Raw genomic sequence first — 19,947 nt, 5'->3', positions numbered from 1 at the left:
TAAGCGGCAAAACATGATAGATGAAATTTTACAAAAACAACTGAGCGCGGCACTTTCGGAACAACTAAAAGTGAAAATACATATTAATGAGGCAAAAAGTGTGCATGGCGGAGATATTAACGAAACATTCCGTATAGCCACCAACGAAGGATATTTTTTTCTGAAGATGAATGATGCGAAAAAGTATCCGGATATGTTTGCCAGGGAATTTGCCGGGCTGGAAACCCTGCGTGGCGCGCAGGCGCTGCATGTGCCGCAGCCGCTGGCGCACGGCATCGTGAGCGGAAAGTCTTACCTGATAACAGAGCTGGTCATTAAAGGCAGCGCCGTACATGATTTCTGGGAGGATTTTGCTACCGGGCTGGCGCGGCAGCATCGTAAAACGCAGCCGCATTTTGGTTTTCCGGCGGCCAATTACCTGGGCAGCATCCGCCAGTTTAATACGCCTTACAGCAGCTGGTCTGTTTTCTATGCTTTCAACAGGCTGATGCCGCTGGCCAGGATGGCTTACGACCAGCATATTATAGACAAGGATATGGTGCAGCAGGTAGAGCGTTTATGCAGGCTGTTACCGCAGATATTTCCCCAGGAGGCGCCGGCATTGCTGCATGGCGATCTGTGGTCGGGCAATTTTATGGTAGGTGCGCAGGGAAGGGCCTGTGTGTTTGATCCTGCAGTTTATTATGGTAACCGGGAGATGGACCTGGCGATGACCAGGCTTTTCGGCGGTTTCGACACTAAGTTTTACTATGCCTACCAGGCCGCCTGGCCGCTGTTACCGGGCTGGCAGCAGCGTATAGGCGTCTGTCAGTTATATCCGCTGCTGGTGCACCTGGTATTGTTCGGAGGAAATTATTATAACAATGTGAAAGAGATATTGCAGTCTTATTAGTGATTGCCGGCATCTACAAATTCCCGCATCTTTTTATATTCATCGTCTACTATCGGATAAAATTTACTTACATCTTCCTTTATTTCATCGAAGAGGGCCGAAGCGCCCTCCCACTGGCCGGGATCACCGGTGCGCAGGTCGTTTTCCAGGCGCTGCATTTTACTGGTGATCCAGGTAAGACCAACCATGGCGAAGTTGGGCTTGAGTTTATGCACCTGGAATTTCACCTTTTCCCAGTCTTCCTCTTCCACCATTACCCTTAATTTTTCCAGTTCGTCTTTGATTGTTTTGATAAAAATTTCAAACAGGTCCGCCGCATAGGAGATATTATTCTCGTAGAGCGCTGTAAGGTATTTTACATCCAACTCTTCATGAAACTCAAATCCACTGATATTCTGCACTTCTTCCATTATTAGTTCTGTTTCTTCTTCGTTGAGATATTTATTAAAGATTTGTAAAAGCTGATCGGGCGTATATGGTTTAATCAGAATGTCGGTAATGCCGGCAGCCCTGACGGTGGCAGCGGTGCTTTCCATGGCTACGGCGGTGGTAGCAATGATAGGCGTTGCCGCGTTGGGCTGGTTTTCGTCTGCTCTTATTTTTTGTGCCAGTTCCAGTCCGTTCATGCCGGGAATACGGATATCCATCAGGATAAGATCGTATTGGCGGGCATTGAGGAACCAGTTGGCGTCAGGGCCGTTGGTAGCGAGCTGATAGTCAATCCGGTACTTTTCCAGCAGGCTCATCATATAGCGGAGATTCATCGGATTATCTTCCACTACGAGTACCCTGGCTTCATCAAAAGTACGTTGTTTTAATTTGCGGGAAGGTTTACTTCCGGTGGCAGACAATGGCTTCCGGCTGTCCATGAATGGCAGCTGGAGGGTGAAGCAGGTCGTAAATCCGGGGCAGTCATCCACTGCTACAGTACCCCCCAGGAGTTCTACGAGCTGTTTGACGATGGCCAGTCCCAGGCCGCTGCCACCATAGTTTTCACGGATATCGCCCTCTGCCTGTTTATAGTTATGGAAAATGAGTTCCAGTTTATCTTTTTTTATACCGATGCCGGTATCGCAGATACGGAAGCTGATCCAGACTTTATTGTCCAGCCAGCTTTCCTGAGTTGCGCGGATGGCTATCTCCCCTTCTTTCGTGAACTTTTCCGCATTACCTAACAAATTCAGCAGTATTTGGTTTAGCAGCCGGTCGTCGCCGATAAGCCAGGTGTTCAGGTTAGCATCCAGTTCAGCCGTGATTTTCACCGGGCGGCGGCCCAGTTTCAGTTCAAAGGTCTGCCGCAGGGACTGGATCAGTTCCCGCAGGTTAAACTCCCGCTGGTTGACCTGCAGTTCTCCTGCTTCGATGCGGGAAATATCGAGGATATCGCTGACGATGCCCAGCAGGATGCCGGATGAGTGTTTGAGGATATTGACATACTCCCGCTGCTGCTGGTCCAGCTGGGTTTCTTCCAGCAGGTGTGCCATACCGATGATGGCATTGAGGGGCGTCCGGATTTCGTGGCTCATGCTGGCGAGGAAATCCTTTTGGGCGTGGCGGGCTTCCTCTGCCAGGCGGCGGGCCTCTTCCAGCTCCTGCTGCAGGCGTTTCTGCCCGGTAATGTCCATATGAATACCGGCGCCGCCAATGATTTTGCCGTTGCGGTCGAATACGTTGGCCGAGCTGGCGAGCACCCATCTCCGGGTACCGTCTTTCAGCATGATTTCCATATCGTACACGAGGGGCACATTATCTTCCATGCGGTGTTTACGCAGTGCATGGGCATATTTGCGGTTTTCTTCCGGCACAAATACTTCCGTGATATTCCTGCCCAGCAGCTCTTCTTCCGCGTAGCCGGAGAGGCGGCAGAAGCTCTCATACACACAGGTGATATTGCCTTTGGTATCGGTTTCGCACATGGCCGCGTTCAGGTTATTGAGGATGACGCGGAATTTTTCTTCGTTTCTTTTGATTTCCTCCTGCACATTGTAACGGCGGGTAATATCCACCATATGCCAGATGCTGCCTGTGAACTCATTTCCGGCAAATACGGGCTGATAGGTCACCTCGCGGATGCTGCCTCCGTTGAAGGCCACTTCCCAGCCGAAACGGGGCTTTTTTTCCTTCCGGAGTTTTTTCAGGGTAGCTTCAAAAGCTTCCGGCTCTGTTACCAGTGGTTTGAAATAGCTGATAATATCCCGGAAAGACATGCCTATGGGGAACGGGAGGGCCAGATTCCGGAGAAATACTTCATTTACCCAGCGGCAGCGGTATTTTTCATCCATAACCAGTACGCCGGCGCTGGTATTGTTCAGCCAGGCAGTGATAGGCAATGAGAGTATATCCGGCCTGCTTTTGGGGAGCTTGCCGTTTACAGCAGGAGACAGGGCTTTCCTAGCATTCTTTCCTATGGATGTCATTCGTTATTTTGATGGCCAGGGGACACAGGTTTTCAATTTTCAGTTGCATGGCAAAAAACAGGTATGAGATAAGGGTAAAATGAACTACCTTTGCGATTCACGCCTGTTGCCGGAACAACAGCAATACGGATGATATTTTATTATATAAATATATATAATTTGAATATCGATAGTGAACAAATTTAGGAAATTTTTGCAATTGCAAATATTTAATTACCTTTGCATCCCTCTAAAAGTGAGGACATTGATATGAAACCACTCCGCGAATTTGATATAGCCTTTGTTGGATTAAAACCAGGGGTGCATTCATTTCAGTATGAGATCGGAGATAGTTTCTTTGAAAACTACGAAGAGCCGAAGGATTTCAGCAACTGTAAGGCGACGGTAAACCTGAGCCTGGACAAAAAGAGTAACTTCTTTCTGCTGAAATTTGAGATCGGAGGTACGGTAACCGTTACCTGCGACCGTTGCGGAGAGCCCTTCGAGATGCAGTTGTGGGATGAGTTCAACCCGATTGTCAAGTTAGTGGACAATCCGGAAGAACTGGCACGCGACGAGGAAGATCCGGATGTAGCATATATCTCTAAAACAGAAAGCCACCTGAACGTAGCAGACTGGATATATGAATTCATTCAGCTGAGCATTCCGATGCAGCACATTCATCCGGACACTGCCGATGGCAAGAGCGGATGTAATCCAAAGGTGATTGAAATGCTGGAACAAATGAACCGGCAGGCAAAAGAAAACGATAACCCAATCTGGAAAGGATTGGATAAATTTAAGGACAATTAAAAATTAAATAAAATGCCAAATCCTAAACGCAGACATTCTCAGCAAAGATCAGCAAAGAGAAGAACGCATTATAAGGCGGTAGCGGATACATTAAGCACAGACAGCGCAACCGGAGAAGTGCACCTGAGACATCGTGCTCATTGGGTAGAAAACAAACTGTACTACAAAGGAAAAGTAGTATTGGAAAAACAGAGTAGCGCCAAATAATTTATTTTACTAATTTTACCCGAGCTAACAAGAACAAACTTGAGTTACATGAGAATCGGGCTTGATATGATGGGCGGCGACTTTGCCCCCGCAGAAGCAGTAAAAGGAGTAAAATTATTTTTTGATACCGTTGCATCTGATGCGCATCTGGTACTGATAGGGGACGAACAACAGTTGGCCCCTTTACTTGCAGATGCTCAGCTGGACCAATCAAAATATTCAGTTGTTCATTCATCCCAGGTAATCGGGATGAATGAACATCCTACCAAGGCACTGAAAGAAAAGCCGGAATCTTCCATCTCTACCGGCTTTTATTTACTGAAAAATGAAAAAATAGATGCTTTCATCAGTGCAGGTAACACCGGCGCCATGATGGTAGGCACCTATTATTCCATTAAGGCCATTGAGGGAGTGCAACGCCCAACTATTTCTACTCTCGTTCCCCGTGAAAACGGTACGTACGGACTGCTACTGGATGTTGGTATCAACGCTGACTGTAAACCTGAAAACCTGTCGCAATTTGCCATCCTCGGCTCCCTTTATTCCAAGCATATCTTAAAGATCGACGATCCGAAAGTAGGCTTGCTCAATATCGGCGAAGAAGAAGGTAAAGGCAATCTGCTTGCTCAGGCGACCTATCCGCTGCTGAAAGAAAACAAACAAATCAATTTCATTGGCAACATCGAAGGAAGAGACATCTTCAGCGAAAAAGCCGATGTTATCGTTTGTGAAGGCTTCACCGGCAACGTAATCCTGAAAATGGCAGAATCATTCCACGATATCGCCCTCAGACGCAATATCAAGGATGATTATATGCAGAAATTCGATTTCGAATCATATGGCGGTACTCCCGTACTCGGCGTTTCCAAACCGGTTATCATCGGACATGGAATATCCAAGGGAACAGCCTTTAAAAATATGATCGTGCTGGCGAAACAAATGATCGACAGTAAACTACTTGAGAAAATAAAAGAAAGCTTTGTAAAAGCATAAAAAAAGCCGCTCTTGAAGAGCGGCTTTTTTTATGCTTTTACAAAGCTTTCTTTTATTTTAATTACGAATTACGAATTGCGAATTACGAATGTAGAAGCGAAGAGCTAAACGTAGATTAAAGGTGATATACAATAGTTATCACCTTTAATCTACGTTTAGCTCTTCGCTTCTACATTCGTAATTCGCAATTCGTAATTCGTAATTATTCCATATAAATCGGCAGCTTCACATAAAACGTCGTTCCTTCATTGAGTTTGGTTTCGAACCAGATTTCTCCACGGGTCTGTTCGGCGATGTTTTTACACATGGCGAGGCCCAGGCCCGTACCGGAGGATTTGGTGGTGAAGTTGGGTACGAAAATCCTGGATTGTACTTCCGGGGAGATACCACTGCCATTATCGGCTACGCTGATGATAACGTAGTTGTCGGTGGTAGCCTGCATCTGTACGGAGATACGTCCCTCCTTCCCTTCCGGGATAGCCTGTATGGCGTTGAGCAACAGGTTGGTAAAGAGACGGTTCATCTGGGTTTTGTCGGCATACACAAAATAACGGCGTACCGGGTCCACGTAGGAGAGGATCACGTTTTCATGGCCCTGATAGAGGCCTACCAGCGAGTGCACCAGTTCATTCAGCAATACGACCTCGTTGTTCGGCTCACCGATGCGGGCAAAGGCGGAGAAGTCTGATGCTATATTGGATAAATGCTCTATCTGTTCTACCAGAGTGCCGGCAACATTACGGGATAGCTCCTTTACATTCGGGGAGTCGCCGGCAATGGCGCGCTGCAGGTATTGTATGCTGAGCTTCATCGGCGTCAGCGGATTCTTGATTTCATGGGCCACCTGACGGGCCATTTCACGCCACGCCCCTTCACGCTCGCTTTTGGCCAGACGGGCAGCACTTACTTCCAGCTTGCGCACCATTTTATTGTATTCTTTCACCAGCGCCCCGATTTCATCATCCTTATCCCACTCAATTTCATCGTTGCGCTGTCCGAGGTTCACATGGCGCAGCTTTTCTGTCACAAGGGAGAAGGAACGGGTGATGGAATTGGTAATCAGCAACGCTACCATCCCTGCTATGAGGAAGATGAAAGCGTTGAAGTTGATGAGGGCCAGCAGGAAGTTGGAGATCTGCTGGTTCAGCTCTGTCTGCGTAGCAAAGTAGGGAACGTTGAGATAGGCCATCACTTCGCCGGTGCGGTTGCGGAGTGGCATATAGCCTGACAGGAAAGGCATCTTCCCTATCCGTTCAGTTTGTATGAACTGAATATGCTGTTCCCGGTAAAGGGCGTAGTAGGCCTGCGGATCCATTTTGCCGGAGGTAAGTCCTTTCTCCGTCATGAGGGGCTGCGTGGTAAGCTGCAGGTTACCGTCGCCGTCATATACGTTGATATCCAGGCCACGTTCATTGGCAATATCTCCCAGGGCGCCGGAGAGCTTCTCCTTGAACATGGGATCGTACATGTTTTCAATTTCATCCATCTCCCGCTGCATCAGAAATATCTTCTCCACATCGTTGGCCACCTCCCCCATTGTCTTGCTCAGCCTTTCCCTGTTCTGGGCTTCCGAGCGCCAGTAGAAGAAGGTGATGGTAGTGATACCCAGGATGACAAAGGAAAATACGACCACAAAGATGATGGTGCCATGCACTTTCCTGCGGATGCTGATATTAATCAGCGAACGCAGGTTGCTCAGGCGCATGCGCGCTTTGATCAGCAGGTCAAACAGTTTATATACGACTATAATCAGCAGGAAGAGACAGAACATATACGCGAAGAGCGTGATGAACTCCACAAAAGTGCGGCTGTGTTTCACGACAAAAACTACTTTGTCTGCCGAGGCGCGGTAGATCATCTGTGATAAGCCGTCTATATTTCTTACCGTTACTTCTCCCTGCGGAATATCATGCTGATAAATTCTTATCGGGAACGGATAATCGCTGTAGTGGCTTACCAGCATGCCTTTATCATAGATGGCATACGAGTAGTTGGCAGATATTTCGCGGCTACGGTCGTACAGATCTCCTTCCACCAGCAGTTCAGGATAGAGCCGTTCGGTGCTGAATGTTTTTGGTTTCAGTTCATATACCAGCCAGCCGGTACCGCTGTGGTCCGCCGGGTTATGAAATTCCTTTTTGCCGATATAGCTGTAATCGTTGAAGCTCCGTTCATAGTAATAAAGATCGTTGCCGCTTACATCTGTGGGGGAGGCTTCCGAGTCGAAGAACATGCGGCGGTTAAAAGATATCAGGCTCGTGGTATCATCGGCGTAGATAGGTTTACCGTTTTCATCGAACGGATAGAACTGCACGTCGAAGCGGCTCAGGTATCCCTGGAAGTAGTTCTGCATGAGCACTTCCTCCATTTTCGCCCTGGATTGCTTGCTGCCTTTGTCCAGGAAGAAGTACTGCATGTATTCATCATGTTCTATTTTTCTCCCGATATCATTCAGCAGCATTTCGAGGTATGGGTCCTTTTGTTTGGACAGGTCTGCGGCCAGTTTTTCCCTGGCGGACAATTCCTTCTGATCGTTGTAATACACCAGTGCGCCGGAAGTGGTGATGGTGAGCAGGAACAGCCAGAAGAGGAACGGGACGGTGGCCACGCTGCTCTCGAAGCGGTCTGCCAGGAAGTCCAGCAGCACGATATAGAGCAGCAGCCAGATTACCATGGTGATGGAGAAAGGCAGGTCCGGGTTATGGATCCGGAACAGCAGCCAGATGATGCCTACCGCTGCGAGCCAGATGTATTTGGTTCTGTACTGGAAGTTAGTCAGTTCGTTGAGCAGGTAGTTGATGATCTGGGAGAAGAAGAGGAAGCTGAATGAGATGAAACCAAGCACTACAAAGCCGATCACGCTGTATTCGGTGAGACTGAAAGGGTTGGTTACATCGAAGGATATTTTAGAGTCTATTACGAGGCTCTGGATGAGATCAGCGAGAAACTGTTCCACCATGTATAGCAACAGGCTGGCGAAGATAATAACGATGCTCTGCAGCCAGTTTTTACGGAGAACGGGCAGGTTGATGGTTTTCACGTGTTCCCGGAAAAACAGGATCATCCAGAAAGCGAGGAGCACGTTGAGCAGCAGGTCGCCAAGCGAGTAGAATATTTCATCCCTGGCATAGATGGCCGGGTCAAAGATATTCAGCGCGCGCAGGTTGAACGGGAACGGGTATACGTAGCTGAGCACACGCAGCCCTGCCACCACCAGGAACAGGAACAGGAAGCCGTACAGCGGATTCGTGGTTTTAGCCAGCAGGGTGGCAAAGAGGTTGAAGAATATCAGTACGCAGATACATCCCAGTACCCGCAGTACAACGCTGAGGGTGTTGGGGATATGCGCGTGAATGCTGCGGTTATAATCAAGATAAAAGAGGGTTTTGTCTTCCCCGTTTTTTACCGGCAGGATGGTATGATCCGGCATGATGAGTGCCGGCAGATCCATGTGAACGGAGTATTCCTGTCCGAGTTCTTTTTTATCAAAAAAGTGATTAATGAGGAAGCTGTTGTTGATGGCATATTCCATATGCACCGGCAGGGCTGCCACCACAAAGCGCTGATGGCCTGCGGAGGGTTTCACCTTGCGGGTGATTACTTCATAGTAGCCGTTTTTCAGCTTCATGAATTTAGCGCCTTCCTGCAGGGTATTGTCCAGTTCATCCGGCTGTACCTGGCTGGTGCTCCAGAAGGTCAGCCAGGTGCCGGCGCTGCCGGAGTCGTAGGCAAATACGAAGTAGTCGCGTTTAATGAGGCGTTTCAGTGTCTGTTCCGAATAGCTGCGCTGAAAGAGGCTGTAGAGGGCAGCCGTATCTTTCACGAGCTTGCTGAAAGACTGTTCGCGTTGATGAAGGCTTTTCTCCAGGCTGCGTTTCACGCCCTGGGGGGAAGAGTAGTACGACCAGTAGTTACTGAACAGGAAGGCGAAGGTGAAGAGCCATGCCGCAATGATCAGTAAATACCCGTGACGCAGAAAGAAGAGCCGTATTTCTTTGATATCAATCAATGTTCAGTTTCCTTTACTTTATTCCAGAGTATATCCATTTCCGTTAAGCTCATGTCATTGAGGCGGCGGCCTTCTTCGAGGGCGAGTGCTTCCATTTGCTGGAAGCGGCGCTGGAATTTTTTGTTGGTGCGTTCCAGTGCATTTTCCGCATCTATATTGAGGAAGCGGGAATAGTTTACCAGGGAGAACATGACATCTCCGAATTCCGCTTCTATTTCATCCTGGCTAGCGGTATGGGTGGCTTCCTGCAGTTCTTTCATTTCTTCCTGTACTTTATCCCACACCTGTTCCGTGTTATCCCATTCAAAACCGGTTTGTTTAGCTTTTTCCTGCAGGCGCATGGCTTTTACGAGGGCGGGCAGGGAAACGGGGACGCCGCTGAGTACTGATTTTTTGCCTTCTTTCAGTTTCAGTTTTTCCCAGTTGAGTTTCACGGTTTCCTCATCTTCCGCAATAACATCGCTGTAGATATGCGGATGGCGGGCGATGAGTTTATCGCATACGCCGTTGATGACATCATTGATATCAAACTGCTGTTGTTCAGATCCTATTTTCGCATAGAAAACGATGTGCAGCAGTATATCACCCAGTTCTTCCCTGATGGATTTCCAGTCTTCCTCCGTAATGGCGTCTGCCAGTTCGTAGGTTTCCTCGATGGTCAGCTGCCGCAGTGTTTGGATGGACTGCTTGCGGTCCCAGGGGCATTTTTCCCTCAAATCGTCCATTATCTTCAGTAATCTGTCGAAAGTAGCTGTATTTTCCATAGCCGTAAAAATACGAGAGATTTTGTCAATTTGCGCAATGTTCCGCATCTTCATCCGCCTGCATCGGGGGAACCTTTCTGCCAAAAAAATTACCCCTTATTTAAATGGCTTTTTAATTACATTTGCGAGCTGTAAAAAAGTAGCGATTTAATGATCCGGATAGCTGCAGGCTGATTAATGACAGGCTTTTCAGCCATCCGGGTGAAAAATCCCAAAATGTATTGATATGAATCCGAAACACATTACGCTTATTTCATCGGAATTAGGTATTTCCGCCAGGCAGGCAGAGAATACCATGAACCTGTTGTCTGAAGGATCAACGGTACCTTTTATCAGCCGTTACCGTAAAGAGGTGACGGGTAGTCTGGATGAAGTACAGATTGGTCGTATTGAAGACCTGCAGAAGCGTTACAAGGAGGTGGATGAACGTCGAGAGTTTATCATCAAAACCATTACGGAGCAGGAAAAAATGACGCCTGAGCTGCTGGAAAAGCTGGAAGCTACGTGGGTGCTGGCTGAGCTGGAAGACATGTATCTGCCTTACAAGCCCAAGCGCAAAACCCGTGCTACCGTGGCTATCGAGAAAGGGCTGGAACCGCTTGCCAGGCTGCTGTTTGATGCGCAGGACGGGGATATTTCCGCTGCTGAAACATTCCTCAATGAGCAGGTAGCCTCTTCAGAGGAAGCCCTGAAAGGCGCGCGCGATATCATTGCGGAATGGATCAATGAAAATGCCGAGTGCCGTGATAAACTGCGCAAGCTGTTTACCAACACCGGTAAAATGACATCCAAAGTAGCAGAAGGAAAAGAAGAAGAAGGCAATAAATACAAGGATTACTTTGATTTTTCAGAAGACCTGCGCGAAGTACCCTCACACCGCGTGCTGGCGATTCTGCGGGCAGAAACCGAAGGTATTCTGTTCAGCACCATTGCACCGCTGGAAGAAGATGCCATGGAGGTAATCAGCAAACAGTTCGTCACCGGCAGAGGCGCTGCGGCAGAACAGGTAGGAAAAGCGGCAGCAGACTCCTACAAGCGCCTGCTGCGTCCGTCCCTCGAAAATGAATTCAGGGCGGTAGCGAAGGATAAAGCTGATACAGAAGCGATCGATGTATTTGCAGAAAATCTGCGTCAGCTGCTGCTGGCGGCTCCGCTGGGGCCTAAAGCAGTGATTGCGATAGATCCGGGTTACAGAACAGGTTGTAAAATAGTAGCACTGGATAACCAGGGCAACATGCTGGATAATGATGTTATTTTCCCGCTGGAAAAAAATTATAAGAGAGATGATGCAGAAGCCTTGCTGAAGAAGTGGGCAGACCGCTACGATACTGCTGCCATTGCCGTGGGTAACGGTACGGCAGGCCGTGAGACAGAAGAATTTGTGAAGAAAATTGACTTCGGCAAAAAGATCAACGTATTCATGGTGAACGAAAGCGGCGCTTCCGTATATTCCGCATCAGAAGTAGCGCGTGAAGAGTTCCCTGACCAGGATGTGACCGTGCGCGGCGCCGTATCCATCGGCCGCAGGCTGATAGATCCGCTGGCCGAGCTGGTGAAGATAGATCCTAAATCCATCGGTGTAGGGCAGTACCAGCACGATGTAAACCAGTCGTCCCTGAAGCAGAGCCTGGACCGCGTAGTGGTAAGCTGCGTGAACAACGTGGGGGTGAACCTCAATACAGCCTCCAAGCACCTGCTGGCATATATCTCCGGCTTAGGCCCTGCCCTGGCGGAAAATATAGTAAAATACCGCAAGGAAAACGGTGCTTTCAGCAACCGTATGCAGCTGAAGAAAGTACATCGTCTGGGTGAAAAAGCATTTGAGCAGTGCGCAGGCTTCCTCCGCATAGAAAACGGCGACAATCCGCTGGACAATTCTGCCGTGCATCCGGAGCGTTACGCCATTGTGGAAGAAATTGCCGGCAAACAAAACTGTTCTATTCAGGAGCTGATGGGCCAGGAAGACCTGCGTAAGAAAATCAACGCGAAAGAGTTTACCCGCGAAGATGCCGGTCTGCTGACCATTGAAGACATCCTGAAGGAGCTGGCGAAGCCGAGCCGCGATCCGCGCGATGAGATCTCCATCTTTGAATATGCAGAAGGCATTCACAAGATAGAAGACGTGAAACCCGGCATGGTACTTCCTGGCGTAGTTACCAACATCACCGCATTCGGCGCCTTTGTGGATATAGGCGTAAAACAGGACGGCCTGGTGCATATCTCTCATATGTCCAACAAATTCATCAGCAATCCGAATGAAGCGGTGAAGCTGAACCAGAAGGTACAGGTAACGGTACTGGAAGTAGATGCGGCGCGCAAGCGTATATCACTGTCCATGAAAGAGCATGCTCCGAAAGGCGGCGGCGGTGGTCAGCAGCAGTCATCCGGCCCGCGCAAAGACAAAAAAGATAAACCTGCCAAAGAAGCGCCTATGAATGATTTCCAGGCGAAGCTGGCAGCATTAAAGAATAAATTCGATAAATAATTTTCGGATTTTGGAATTTTGGAATTTTGAGATTTAAAAAAAATGCAGCGGAGATCTATAATGATTTCCGCTGCATTTTTTTTAAATCTCAAAATTCCAACATCTCAAAATTCCAAAATCACTTATCGAATTTCTGCATCCACAGCAGGAATTTCTCCGGGTAGTCCGTATCTCCCTTTTCGCTGAAGAGCATGAGGTTACCGTTGATGGTGCAGCCGATGTAGAGGATGTCCCGGTCCATATCTATGGCGATGGCGGCTTCGTCGAAGCCTGATTTTCCGGGCATGTACCCTTCGTTGAAGAGGATCTGGTTTTCTACTTCGATGGGGGGTGTTACATCGAATCTTTCCATGAAAGTGCGTCTGGCTTTTCCCAGCAGGCTGTTAAAGCGTGATTTCAGCGGCTCTGCGTCGAGGAGATTTGCCTCCATGGCATAGCGGCCATCGAAGGCCGTAAATGCGTTCCAGGAGGCTACCAGGTCCGTATGGATGGTATCTCCGCCGGCAATCATGGTGTCTGTTGGAGGCAGGCGTACCTCATCTGCCAGCACAATAGCTCTTACTTCCTGAGCCGGGCCATTACAGGCCATGCTGTAAAAGCCGATGAGGAAAGAGGTGACAGGCAGCCACTTCACGGTCATGGTTAAATTTTTTGTTTTCATAGAAAAGGGTTTCCTGCGCTGACAGGTACCACTAGCCTGCTGAACAGCGTTAAGCATGTTTTTATTTCCTTTAGTGGGTTAACAAATCAAATAACAGAAATGTTTAATGGTTTTTCAGCATTATCTTCCGGTGAAGTCCGGTGTTCTTTTTTCCGTAAAGGCTTTCATGCCTTCTTTCTGATCTTCGGAGGCGAAGAGCAGGTAAAAGTTTTTACGTTCAAATTGCAGTCCTTCTTCCAGGGTGCTGTCGAAAGCCTTCAATACTGCTTCTTTCGCCATTTTAACCGCCAGCGGGGCCATAGCAGCCACTTCTGAGGCCAGCTTAACGGCTTCCTGCAGGAAAAGATCTACAGGCACCACACGATTGATGAGGCCAGCCTGCATTGCTTCTTCCGCGGTGATGAAGCGGCCGGTAAGTACCATTTCCATTGCGCGGGCTTTACCTACCGCGCGGGTGAGGCGTTGGGTACCGCCGGCGCCGGGCATTACGCCCAGTTTAATTTCCGGTTGTCCGAAACGGGCTGTTTCACTCGCTACAATCATATCACAGAGCATGGAAAGTTCGCAGCCACCGCCGAGCGCGAAACCGCTGACAGCAGCGATGATGGGCTTCTTTGTTTTTTTGATGGCATCCCAGGTACTGAACTGGTCGGTGTTGAACATATCGATAGCTGATTTCTCCGCCATCTGCTTAATATCAGCACCGGCGGCAAAGGCTTTATCGTTGCCGCTCAGCACAATTGCGCGCACCTGATCGTCCGCATCAAGGAGTTTAAGCGCATCGCGCAACTCCCCCATCAGTTGCAGGTTCAGGGCATTCAATTCTTTAGGTCTGTTTAACTGGATGTGGGCTACATAGGGCGCCACCTGCTGGTGTATGATAATGAATTCCGGTTGCATCATTAAAGTTACAGAATTAAAACAAAGTCATATCTGCCATAAAAATAAAACCGATTCCTGCCCGCGCACAGGTATAGTGCAGACCATACTTTGGGGAGCGTAGTAATCAGGTTTTCAATTGATATGTATTAACGGGGCTAAAGATAGCAAAGAATTCCGGCTATATGCAAGCGGGAAAAATTCCCGCATGACCTTTGGATCATGCGGGAAATAATTTTATATAAATACGGCGACCAGCAACATACATACAATCACGAACATGGTAAACATGGCCACCGTGTAGGTGGTCATCAGCAGGAAAGATTTAAAAATGGTTTTCCTGACAGACTGCTTATAGTTGTTTTTCAGGGCCAGTACGAGGTAGATAAACGAGAGCAGCAGGCCCCATCCTATCAGGTTATCCGAATGGAATATCCGTTGCAGCGCCACCACCAGCAATGACAGGATATACACGAACGCATGGAAGTGAATGGTAAAGATGGCGTGATCGCTGTAAAGCCATTGTCCGCGGCGGTACAGCCAGGTCATGAACATGGCAAACAGTGGCAGCATCACGAACATGAATTTCGGGATGTTATGTTTGAATACTTCCAGGAATGATTCCTGTATATCTGCCCCATCCTTGCCATATTTTTCCTTCAGTTCCAGTATCCTGCGTGAAAACAGGCGGGTACCGGCTTCATCGCGGAGGGAATCAGGAAGTTTAGCCTGTGCTTCCTCATATTCCTCCACTGTACTGTAGGTGGACACGGCTTTATCTACAGAAACAATCTGTTTTGATTTTGCCGATTTCGGGTTGCTGACAATTTCCTTATAGACATCCTTGCCGAACTTTGCCGGATTGGAGATAACATCTACAGAGTCCAGTGCTTCCCTGATGGATACACCGGATTCATTGCCGGTGGCGTGTTTCCTTTTCACGGCGGCAGTATCAGTATGTGCCGTGTCTGTCGCAGCGATGGCAGGATGATATCTGTAACGGCTGGTGGTATCGCCGGAGAGCGTATCTGTAACGACCATCTCCTTTAGCTCCTCCTCTTCCGCAACAGCATGCTGTTCAGTTGTATCCTGCCCTATTGTTATGGTGTTCTTATGGCCGTCGTGTTTAGCATGCGGCTGCAGGGCAAAGATGCCGAAGAAGCAGACAAAAGATATAAATACGTAGAGTTTTATGGGATTCACGTATTTTACCCTTTTGCCGGCGGAGTATTCGCGTGAAAGGAATCCGGGTCTGAATACCAGGTATTTCAGCGTATTGAAGAACTGTGAGTCGTAGTGAAAAATGTCCGCGACAAAATGTTTGAAAAGGTGACTAAAAGTTTCGTGCGGGACTTTATTTTCCTGGCCGCAGTGAGAACAGAATCTTTCTGGTACTTCGGCGCCGCAGTTGAGACAGTTTTTTTCTGAACGGAGTGAATGTTTTTCCAAGTGCAAAGGTTAAGGCGGAGCTAAGATAAAAAACTGTCCGGCAAAAACATACATCTGAAAAATTTTAAATTGAATTTTACGTTTTACATTTACACAACTGTTATAAAATCAGCGATTTTTACATTCATGAAGAAAGCGATCATACTGTCACTAAGCCTGATGGCGTTTACGGGAAAGGTATTCAGTCAATATTACTTCCAGGATATTTACAATACGCAGCAGGCCATAGCCAATATGGCGCTGCTGAAAGAGAACAGGGTGAAGACGCAGATGGTACAGACGCTGGACGCCAATATGGAGCTGGACAGGGATTTCAGGTGTGAGCGGAATCTCAGTCCGACGTATCATCAGATGCGTGCGCAGACGCAATCCAGTTCCACCGGTTATTCCGCAATGACCTCTTCTTTTTCATCGAAGGGGTTGCTGACGAAGACCACCGATAGTTCGGGGGCGAGTATTACCGTAACGTTTTACCGGTATGACGGGGCGGGGCGGCTACAGTCTGTCAGCAGTAATTCCACTGCGCGTGACAGCCGTATGCGTTTTGAAGAAACGCGTACCTACAGTTATGATACGCTGGGGCGGCTGCAGCGGCTGTTACAGCTGAAGAACGGGGATTCCGCCGTGGTAGTGTTTAAGACGGACAGCAGCGGGCATGTGACGGAGGAAATGGAGCAGCGCAAAGGGGTACCGGCGCGGCGTACGTATTACAACTATGACAAGGCAGGCCGGCTGACAGATGTATATCGTTATCAGGTATCCAAAAAGCGGATGCTACCGGATTATATCTTTGAGTATAATGATAAGGGTCAATTGACGAAGATGACTACCGTAAATGCCCAGACATCGACTTATACGATCTGGCAGTATGAGTACCAGCCGAACGGGCTGCCTGCTAAAGAAACGTGTTATGGTAAGGGAAAGGAGTTGCTGGGGATGGTACGCTACGGGTATGAATTAAATCCATAGCTCTGAAAAGCTTGCTGGCAGGGGATCTGGTAATCAGGAGCGGGCAGAAAGCGTAGTTTCACGGCAGTTTCCTTGCAGTTAAAATTTATGCGATGCATAAAATATTTTAATTCAGGGCGAAAAAAATTTTGCAGCTTCAAAAAGATTCCTATCTTTGCAATCCCAACGAAAAAAGGCGTTGAAGTTCTTACACAAGCGGAAGTAGCTCATTTGGTAGAGCACGACCTTGCCAAGGTCGGGGTGGCCGGTTCGAGCCCGGTCTTCCGCTCCAGGTTTTACACCTTGATACCCTGGTGGTGGAATTGGTAGACACGCGGGACTTAAAATCCCGTTCGCAGCAATGCGAGTGACGGTTCAACTCCGTTCCGGGGTACATATGGGACTGGCGTCCTTAAAAAGCTAAAAGGCATCGCGGAAGCGGTGCCTTTTTTGTTTGTGATAGAATTACTATATTTCTATTAACGTAGGTCTTAGTTTACTTAACCTTTCTTGCATCGTATGAATACTTATCAGCTTCAAATAGTGAAAGATAACTTATTAGAGAGCTTCAGGGATAAAGTTGATGCAAAGATCCTTTCAGAAGCTTTTTCACAGTTGACAGATGCCGAATTATCAACCGCTGATTTTAGCTTTTATACTTCCGTTGCCTCGGTTTATTCAAGTAAAATTGAAGGAGAGCATATTGAATTAGACTCCTATATTAAGCATAAAAGGTTTGGTGTTGAATTTCTACCAGATTACACCAGGAAAATAGACGACCTATATCTTGCCTATCAATTTGCAAAAGATCATATTCCTGATAAGGAAAACATTCCAAAAGTGCATGGCATATTGGCCAAACACATTGTTTCTAAAAACTGGCAGGGGCGCTTTAGAAATCAGAATATGTTCGTCACGACTGACGACGGCAGGATCGAATACGTAGCCGCATCTCCATTTGTTGTAAATGAGGAAATGGATAAACTATACAACGATATTTCTACGCTCTTGCAAAGAAAGCTTGATACTACATCAGCTTTCTTTTTTGCCAGTATGATTCACCTGGTATTTGTAAAAATCCATCCCTGGAACGATGGAAATGGAAGAAGTGGCAGACTGCTGGAAAAATGGTTTCTGGCACAACACCTGGGCCCTAAGGCCTGGTTTCTTCAATCTGAGAAGTACTATTACATGCATCATCAGGAATATTACCGGAATATCAGGCTCCTGGGGCTTGAGTATGATGAATTAGATTACAGCAAAGCATTGCCTTTTTTGGAAATGCTGAGTAAAGGGTTAATTGATGGCGGTTCCAGGCTAATTTTTGAATAGTTTGCATTGCCATTTGGAGTACAAATATGTTATCCAAACTGGTTTTATCTCTTGCTATAATTTCATCATAAGAAAATTTCCGCCATTTACCCTCAGGATTTGTTTCACTGAATGTTTCTTTTCGTTTGTCGCGGTTCAAAGGATTGTAACAGGTGATAAAATCATTTAAATCCTCCAGTTTAAGCGGATTCTTTTTTAATGTGTGATGCACATTTGTTCTATAATCATACACCCAACCTTCTTTAGTCCATGGATCTTTACTGGCGGTCTTTCCATCAAAGAACAATACATTTGCTTTTACGCCATTAGCATAAAAAATACCTGTTGGTAATCGCAGTATGGTATGCAGGTCAGTTGTCTCCAATAATTTTTTTCTGATCGTTTCCCCCGCACCACCTTAAAATGAAACGTTATCTGGTAATACCACCGCAGCAAAGCCTTCATAACGGGTATCCGGTGCAGATATCAATGAATCATTTGGAGATACCATTACCTGATCGCTGTCAATATCACCGATATTATGAAGAAACAGGTTCATTAATGCGAGGCATCGGGTACTTGCTACAATTTCATTGCCGAAGAAAGTATTGAACTTCAGGAATTGCTTCTGGCCTTTGTCCAGCGATAGGTTATCTGTCATGCAATCATAGACAGCCAAGAAAAACTTCCCAACAGGCCACTATATGCCTTTCAATACATCCTGCTAATCACAGCTCAAAAAATTTTCAGCAGTTTAAAGCTGCTACTGTGCCAGCAGAAATTCATTAAACTTCTCCATAACTGCCTGTCTTTTCTTTCCTTCATCAAAATCATACACGCAATAATCTTTTCCTTCATGTTCAATAGCCTGTTGTGAGCAGCCGCCATTGCACATGGGCATAATGGCGCACTCCAGACAAGGCTTATTATTGAACTTACTGTTCATACGCTTTTCATACCCCGCATTCCAGACAATGGCGCCGTCATCAGATAAGACACCTTCACTATTGGCGGTGGTAAAATCTCTGGCGGTGCATTTAAATATTTCACCGTTGTAATTGATAAGCGCCTGATTCCGGCGGTCTGCATAACAGGAAGTAGCAACGGTATCGTAGTAGCCGGTGGCCACATCAAATCCTTTCTCCCGGTAATACCAGCGCAATGCGGTGAGTGTATCATTATCAATGTTATAATGTTCCTGCCATACTTTATGGATATCAAAAGAGATATAAGGTTTATCTGCTGCTGTCAGGTCTTCAAAATCACTGATAATATTTTTCACACCGGGTAATGTATCTCCGGAGCAATTAATCCTGACAAGTACAAACAGTTGGTGTTTTACCAGCTGTTTAATATTTGTAACGATCTGGTCGTATGATCCCCGGCCTTCAGAGATAAAACGCACTTTATTATGCTGTTCCCGGTCGCCGTCCAGCGTGATCTGGAAGAATGATAAATTGAACTGTTTCGCGCTGTCTATCACGTCCTGATCAATCAGTAATCCGTTTGTTGTGATTGACGAAGAGAATTGAATATTATTTGCTTCGCACAGCTGGTACGCCTTCGCCATCATCGGCCGTATTAATTTTTTATAATACAGCAATGGTTCTCCACCAAACCAGGAAAGCTTAAACTCCCGAATGGAGGTACGTTGCTCAAACAGCGACTGCATAAATTTCATGGTATTCGCGGTTGTCCGTTCATCCATTTTAGAATCCTTTATGTGTGTTTCATAGCAGTACCAGCATTTGAAATTGCAGTTCATGGTAGGATTAATATGCAGTTCAAAGCGGGAGTCATCATTATCTATACTATTCACCAGCTCTTTTACCAGCGCTACTTCATCTCTGTCTTCCGGTACTAAAAAATTCTTTTCAGTCAGAAACTGAAAGAATGCCGGATGTACCTTATGTAGTTCATTGAAATCGGATTGCCTCTCAGCTGTTTCATACATCAGATACAGCATCTGATCCAGCACAATATACTCCTTACTGTAACTGTTAAATCCAATTCTTTGTCCTTCACGGTCGAAGAAAATGTTATAGCGACTGGCTTTCATAAATTCGTTTTTAAGTGTGTCAACAAAGCATTTTTGCAGAAGACGGCAATCCATTACGGGATCTGCATTTCAGGCAATCAA

Annotated in this window: 15 protein-coding genes, 2 tRNA genes and 1 pseudogene; 9 read left to right on the top strand and 9 right to left on the bottom strand. The window is 47.0% G+C overall.

The genetic code is table 11. The features are described from left to right. Positions 1-13 precede the first annotated feature (13 nt). A complete protein-coding gene (locus GWG06_RS20585; RefSeq protein ID WP_127043716.1) occupies positions 14-892 on the top strand; it encodes a fructosamine kinase family protein in 879 nt (292 codons plus the stop codon). On the opposite strand, the gene GWG06_RS20580 is transcribed toward GWG06_RS20585, so the two are convergent. Further along, a complete protein-coding gene (locus tag GWG06_RS20580) occupies positions 889-3,309 on the bottom strand; it encodes a PAS domain-containing hybrid sensor histidine kinase/response regulator (RefSeq protein WP_160715628.1) in 2,421 nt (806 codons plus the stop codon). The two genes, GWG06_RS20585 and GWG06_RS20580, sit on opposite strands and share 4 nt — an antisense overlap. Before the next feature lie 249 nt (positions 3,310-3,558). Here GWG06_RS20580 and GWG06_RS20575 point away from each other — a divergent pair, with 249 nt between their 5' ends. From GWG06_RS20575 to plsX, 3 genes are read left to right on the top strand one after another with little or no spacing between them, the layout of a single operon-like run. Further along, a complete protein-coding gene (locus GWG06_RS20575; RefSeq protein WP_127043714.1) occupies positions 3,559-4,101 on the top strand; it encodes a YceD family protein in 543 nt (180 codons plus the stop codon). Between the two features lie 12 nt (positions 4,102-4,113). Continuing rightward, positions 4,114-4,308: a 50S ribosomal protein L32 gene (gene rpmF / locus GWG06_RS20570; RefSeq protein WP_106528459.1), complete on the top strand. Its 195-nt coding sequence runs from the start codon at positions 4,114-4,116 to the stop codon at positions 4,306-4,308. 48 nt (positions 4,309-4,356) lie between these two features. Beyond that, positions 4,357-5,301 carry a phosphate acyltransferase PlsX gene (gene plsX / locus GWG06_RS20565; protein WP_127043713.1) on the top strand — a complete coding sequence of 315 codons (945 nt, stop codon included), beginning with the start codon at positions 4,357-4,359 and terminating at the stop codon, positions 5,299-5,301. Positions 5,302-5,503: 202 nt separating this feature from the next. Here the strand turns inward: plsX and GWG06_RS20560 are convergent, their stop codons facing one another. Further along, positions 5,504-9,310 carry a sensor histidine kinase gene (locus GWG06_RS20560; protein ID WP_160715626.1) on the bottom strand — a complete coding sequence of 1,269 codons (3,807 nt, stop codon included), beginning with the start codon at positions 9,308-9,310 and terminating at the stop codon, positions 5,504-5,506. Continuing rightward, entirely contained in the window at positions 9,307-10,074 is a 768-nt protein-coding gene (gene mazG, locus GWG06_RS20555; RefSeq protein WP_160715624.1) for a nucleoside triphosphate pyrophosphohydrolase, read from the bottom strand. The genes GWG06_RS20560 and mazG overlap by 4 nt, the downstream gene beginning before the upstream one ends. 226 nt (positions 10,075-10,300) lie before the next feature. Between mazG and GWG06_RS20550 the strand changes: the two genes are divergently transcribed. Continuing rightward, positions 10,301-12,559, top strand: a complete 2,259-nt coding sequence (locus GWG06_RS20550; RefSeq protein ID WP_160715622.1) for a Tex family protein — start codon at positions 10,301-10,303, stop codon at positions 12,557-12,559. Positions 12,560-12,677: 118 nt separating this feature from the next. Here the strand turns inward: GWG06_RS20550 and GWG06_RS20545 are convergent, their stop codons facing one another. The 3 genes from GWG06_RS20545 to GWG06_RS20535 form a co-directional block, all read right to left on the bottom strand. Beyond that, entirely contained in the window at positions 12,678-13,220 is a 543-nt protein-coding gene (locus GWG06_RS20545) for a hypothetical protein (RefSeq protein WP_160715620.1), read from the bottom strand. Between the two features lie 120 nt (positions 13,221-13,340). Then, positions 13,341-14,123, bottom strand: a complete 783-nt coding sequence (locus tag GWG06_RS20540) for an enoyl-CoA hydratase-related protein (protein ID WP_235938450.1) — start codon at positions 14,121-14,123, stop codon at positions 13,341-13,343. A gap of 213 nt (positions 14,124-14,336) precedes the next feature. Continuing rightward, a complete protein-coding gene (locus GWG06_RS20535) occupies positions 14,337-15,548 on the bottom strand; it encodes a DUF3667 domain-containing protein (protein WP_160715618.1) in 1,212 nt (403 codons plus the stop codon). Between the two features lie 126 nt (positions 15,549-15,674). Here GWG06_RS20535 and GWG06_RS20530 point away from each other — a divergent pair, with 126 nt between their 5' ends. The 4 genes from GWG06_RS20530 (at position 15,675) to GWG06_RS20515 (ending at position 17,828) form a co-directional block, all read left to right on the top strand. Further along, the gene (locus GWG06_RS20530; protein WP_160715616.1) at positions 15,675-16,517 is read left to right on the top strand and encodes a hypothetical protein; all 843 of its coding nucleotides are present in this window, start codon (positions 15,675-15,677) and stop codon (positions 16,515-16,517) included. A gap of 195 nt (positions 16,518-16,712) precedes the next feature. Further along, positions 16,713-16,788 (top strand) — tRNA-Gly (locus GWG06_RS20525). Positions 16,789-16,804: 16 nt separating this feature from the next. Then, a tRNA-Leu gene (locus GWG06_RS20520) sits at positions 16,805-16,890 on the top strand. Positions 16,891-17,015: 125 nt separating this feature from the next. Beyond that, entirely contained in the window at positions 17,016-17,828 is an 813-nt protein-coding gene (locus tag GWG06_RS20515) for a Fic family protein (protein WP_160715614.1), read from the top strand. Here the strand turns inward: GWG06_RS20515 and GWG06_RS30865 are convergent. The 3 genes and pseudogenes from GWG06_RS30865 to GWG06_RS20505 all read right to left on the bottom strand — a co-directional run. Continuing rightward, positions 17,716-18,213: pseudogene (locus GWG06_RS30865) on the bottom strand (N-6 DNA methylase); the annotation flags it as partial. The gene GWG06_RS20515 and the pseudogene GWG06_RS30865 overlap by 113 nt on opposite strands. Before the next feature lie 12 nt (positions 18,214-18,225). Further along, entirely contained in the window at positions 18,226-18,486 is a 261-nt protein-coding gene (locus GWG06_RS30755) for an N-6 DNA methylase (RefSeq protein WP_276529321.1), read from the bottom strand. 84 nt (positions 18,487-18,570) lie between these two features. Then, positions 18,571-19,866, bottom strand: a complete 1,296-nt coding sequence (locus GWG06_RS20505; protein ID WP_160715612.1) for a radical SAM/SPASM domain-containing protein — start codon at positions 19,864-19,866, stop codon at positions 18,571-18,573. Positions 19,867-19,947: the final 81 nt, after the last annotated feature.

Source organism: Chitinophaga solisilvae (assembly GCF_009928525.1).
GTDB classification, from domain to species: domain Bacteria; phylum Bacteroidota; class Bacteroidia; order Chitinophagales; family Chitinophagaceae; genus Chitinophaga; species Chitinophaga solisilvae.
The sequence above is the reverse complement of the archived record's forward strand: the minus strand, read 5'-3'. Positions and strand labels throughout refer to the sequence as shown.

What these genes read in the sequence shown, in the direction of transcription:
- GWG06_RS20585 (WP_127043716.1), top strand. Translation starts at nt 14, where the DNA reads ATGATAGATGAAATTTTACAAAAACAACTGAGCGCGGCACTTTCGGAA.
- GWG06_RS20580 (WP_160715628.1), bottom strand. Translation starts at nt 3,309, where the DNA reads ATGACATCCATAGGAAAGAATGCTAGGAAAGCCCTGTCTCCTGCTGTA.
- GWG06_RS20575 (WP_127043714.1), top strand. Translation starts at nt 3,559, where the DNA reads ATGAAACCACTCCGCGAATTTGATATAGCCTTTGTTGGATTAAAACCA.
- rpmF (WP_106528459.1), top strand. Translation starts at nt 4,114, where the DNA reads ATGCCAAATCCTAAACGCAGACATTCTCAGCAAAGATCAGCAAAGAGA.
- plsX (WP_127043713.1), top strand. Translation starts at nt 4,357, where the DNA reads ATGAGAATCGGGCTTGATATGATGGGCGGCGACTTTGCCCCCGCAGAA.
- mazG (WP_160715624.1), bottom strand. Translation starts at nt 10,074, where the DNA reads ATGGAAAATACAGCTACTTTCGACAGATTACTGAAGATAATGGACGAT.
- GWG06_RS20550 (WP_160715622.1), top strand. Translation starts at nt 10,301, where the DNA reads ATGAATCCGAAACACATTACGCTTATTTCATCGGAATTAGGTATTTCC.
- GWG06_RS20545 (WP_160715620.1), bottom strand. Translation starts at nt 13,220, where the DNA reads ATGAAAACAAAAAATTTAACCATGACCGTGAAGTGGCTGCCTGTCACC.
- GWG06_RS20540 (WP_235938450.1), bottom strand. Translation starts at nt 14,123, where the DNA reads ATGATGCAACCGGAATTCATTATCATACACCAGCAGGTGGCGCCCTAT.
- GWG06_RS20530 (WP_160715616.1), top strand. Translation starts at nt 15,675, where the DNA reads ATGAAGAAAGCGATCATACTGTCACTAAGCCTGATGGCGTTTACGGGA.
- GWG06_RS20515 (WP_160715614.1), top strand. Translation starts at nt 17,016, where the DNA reads ATGAATACTTATCAGCTTCAAATAGTGAAAGATAACTTATTAGAGAGC.
- GWG06_RS20505 (WP_160715612.1), bottom strand. Translation starts at nt 19,866, where the DNA reads ATGAAAGCCAGTCGCTATAACATTTTCTTCGACCGTGAAGGACAAAGA.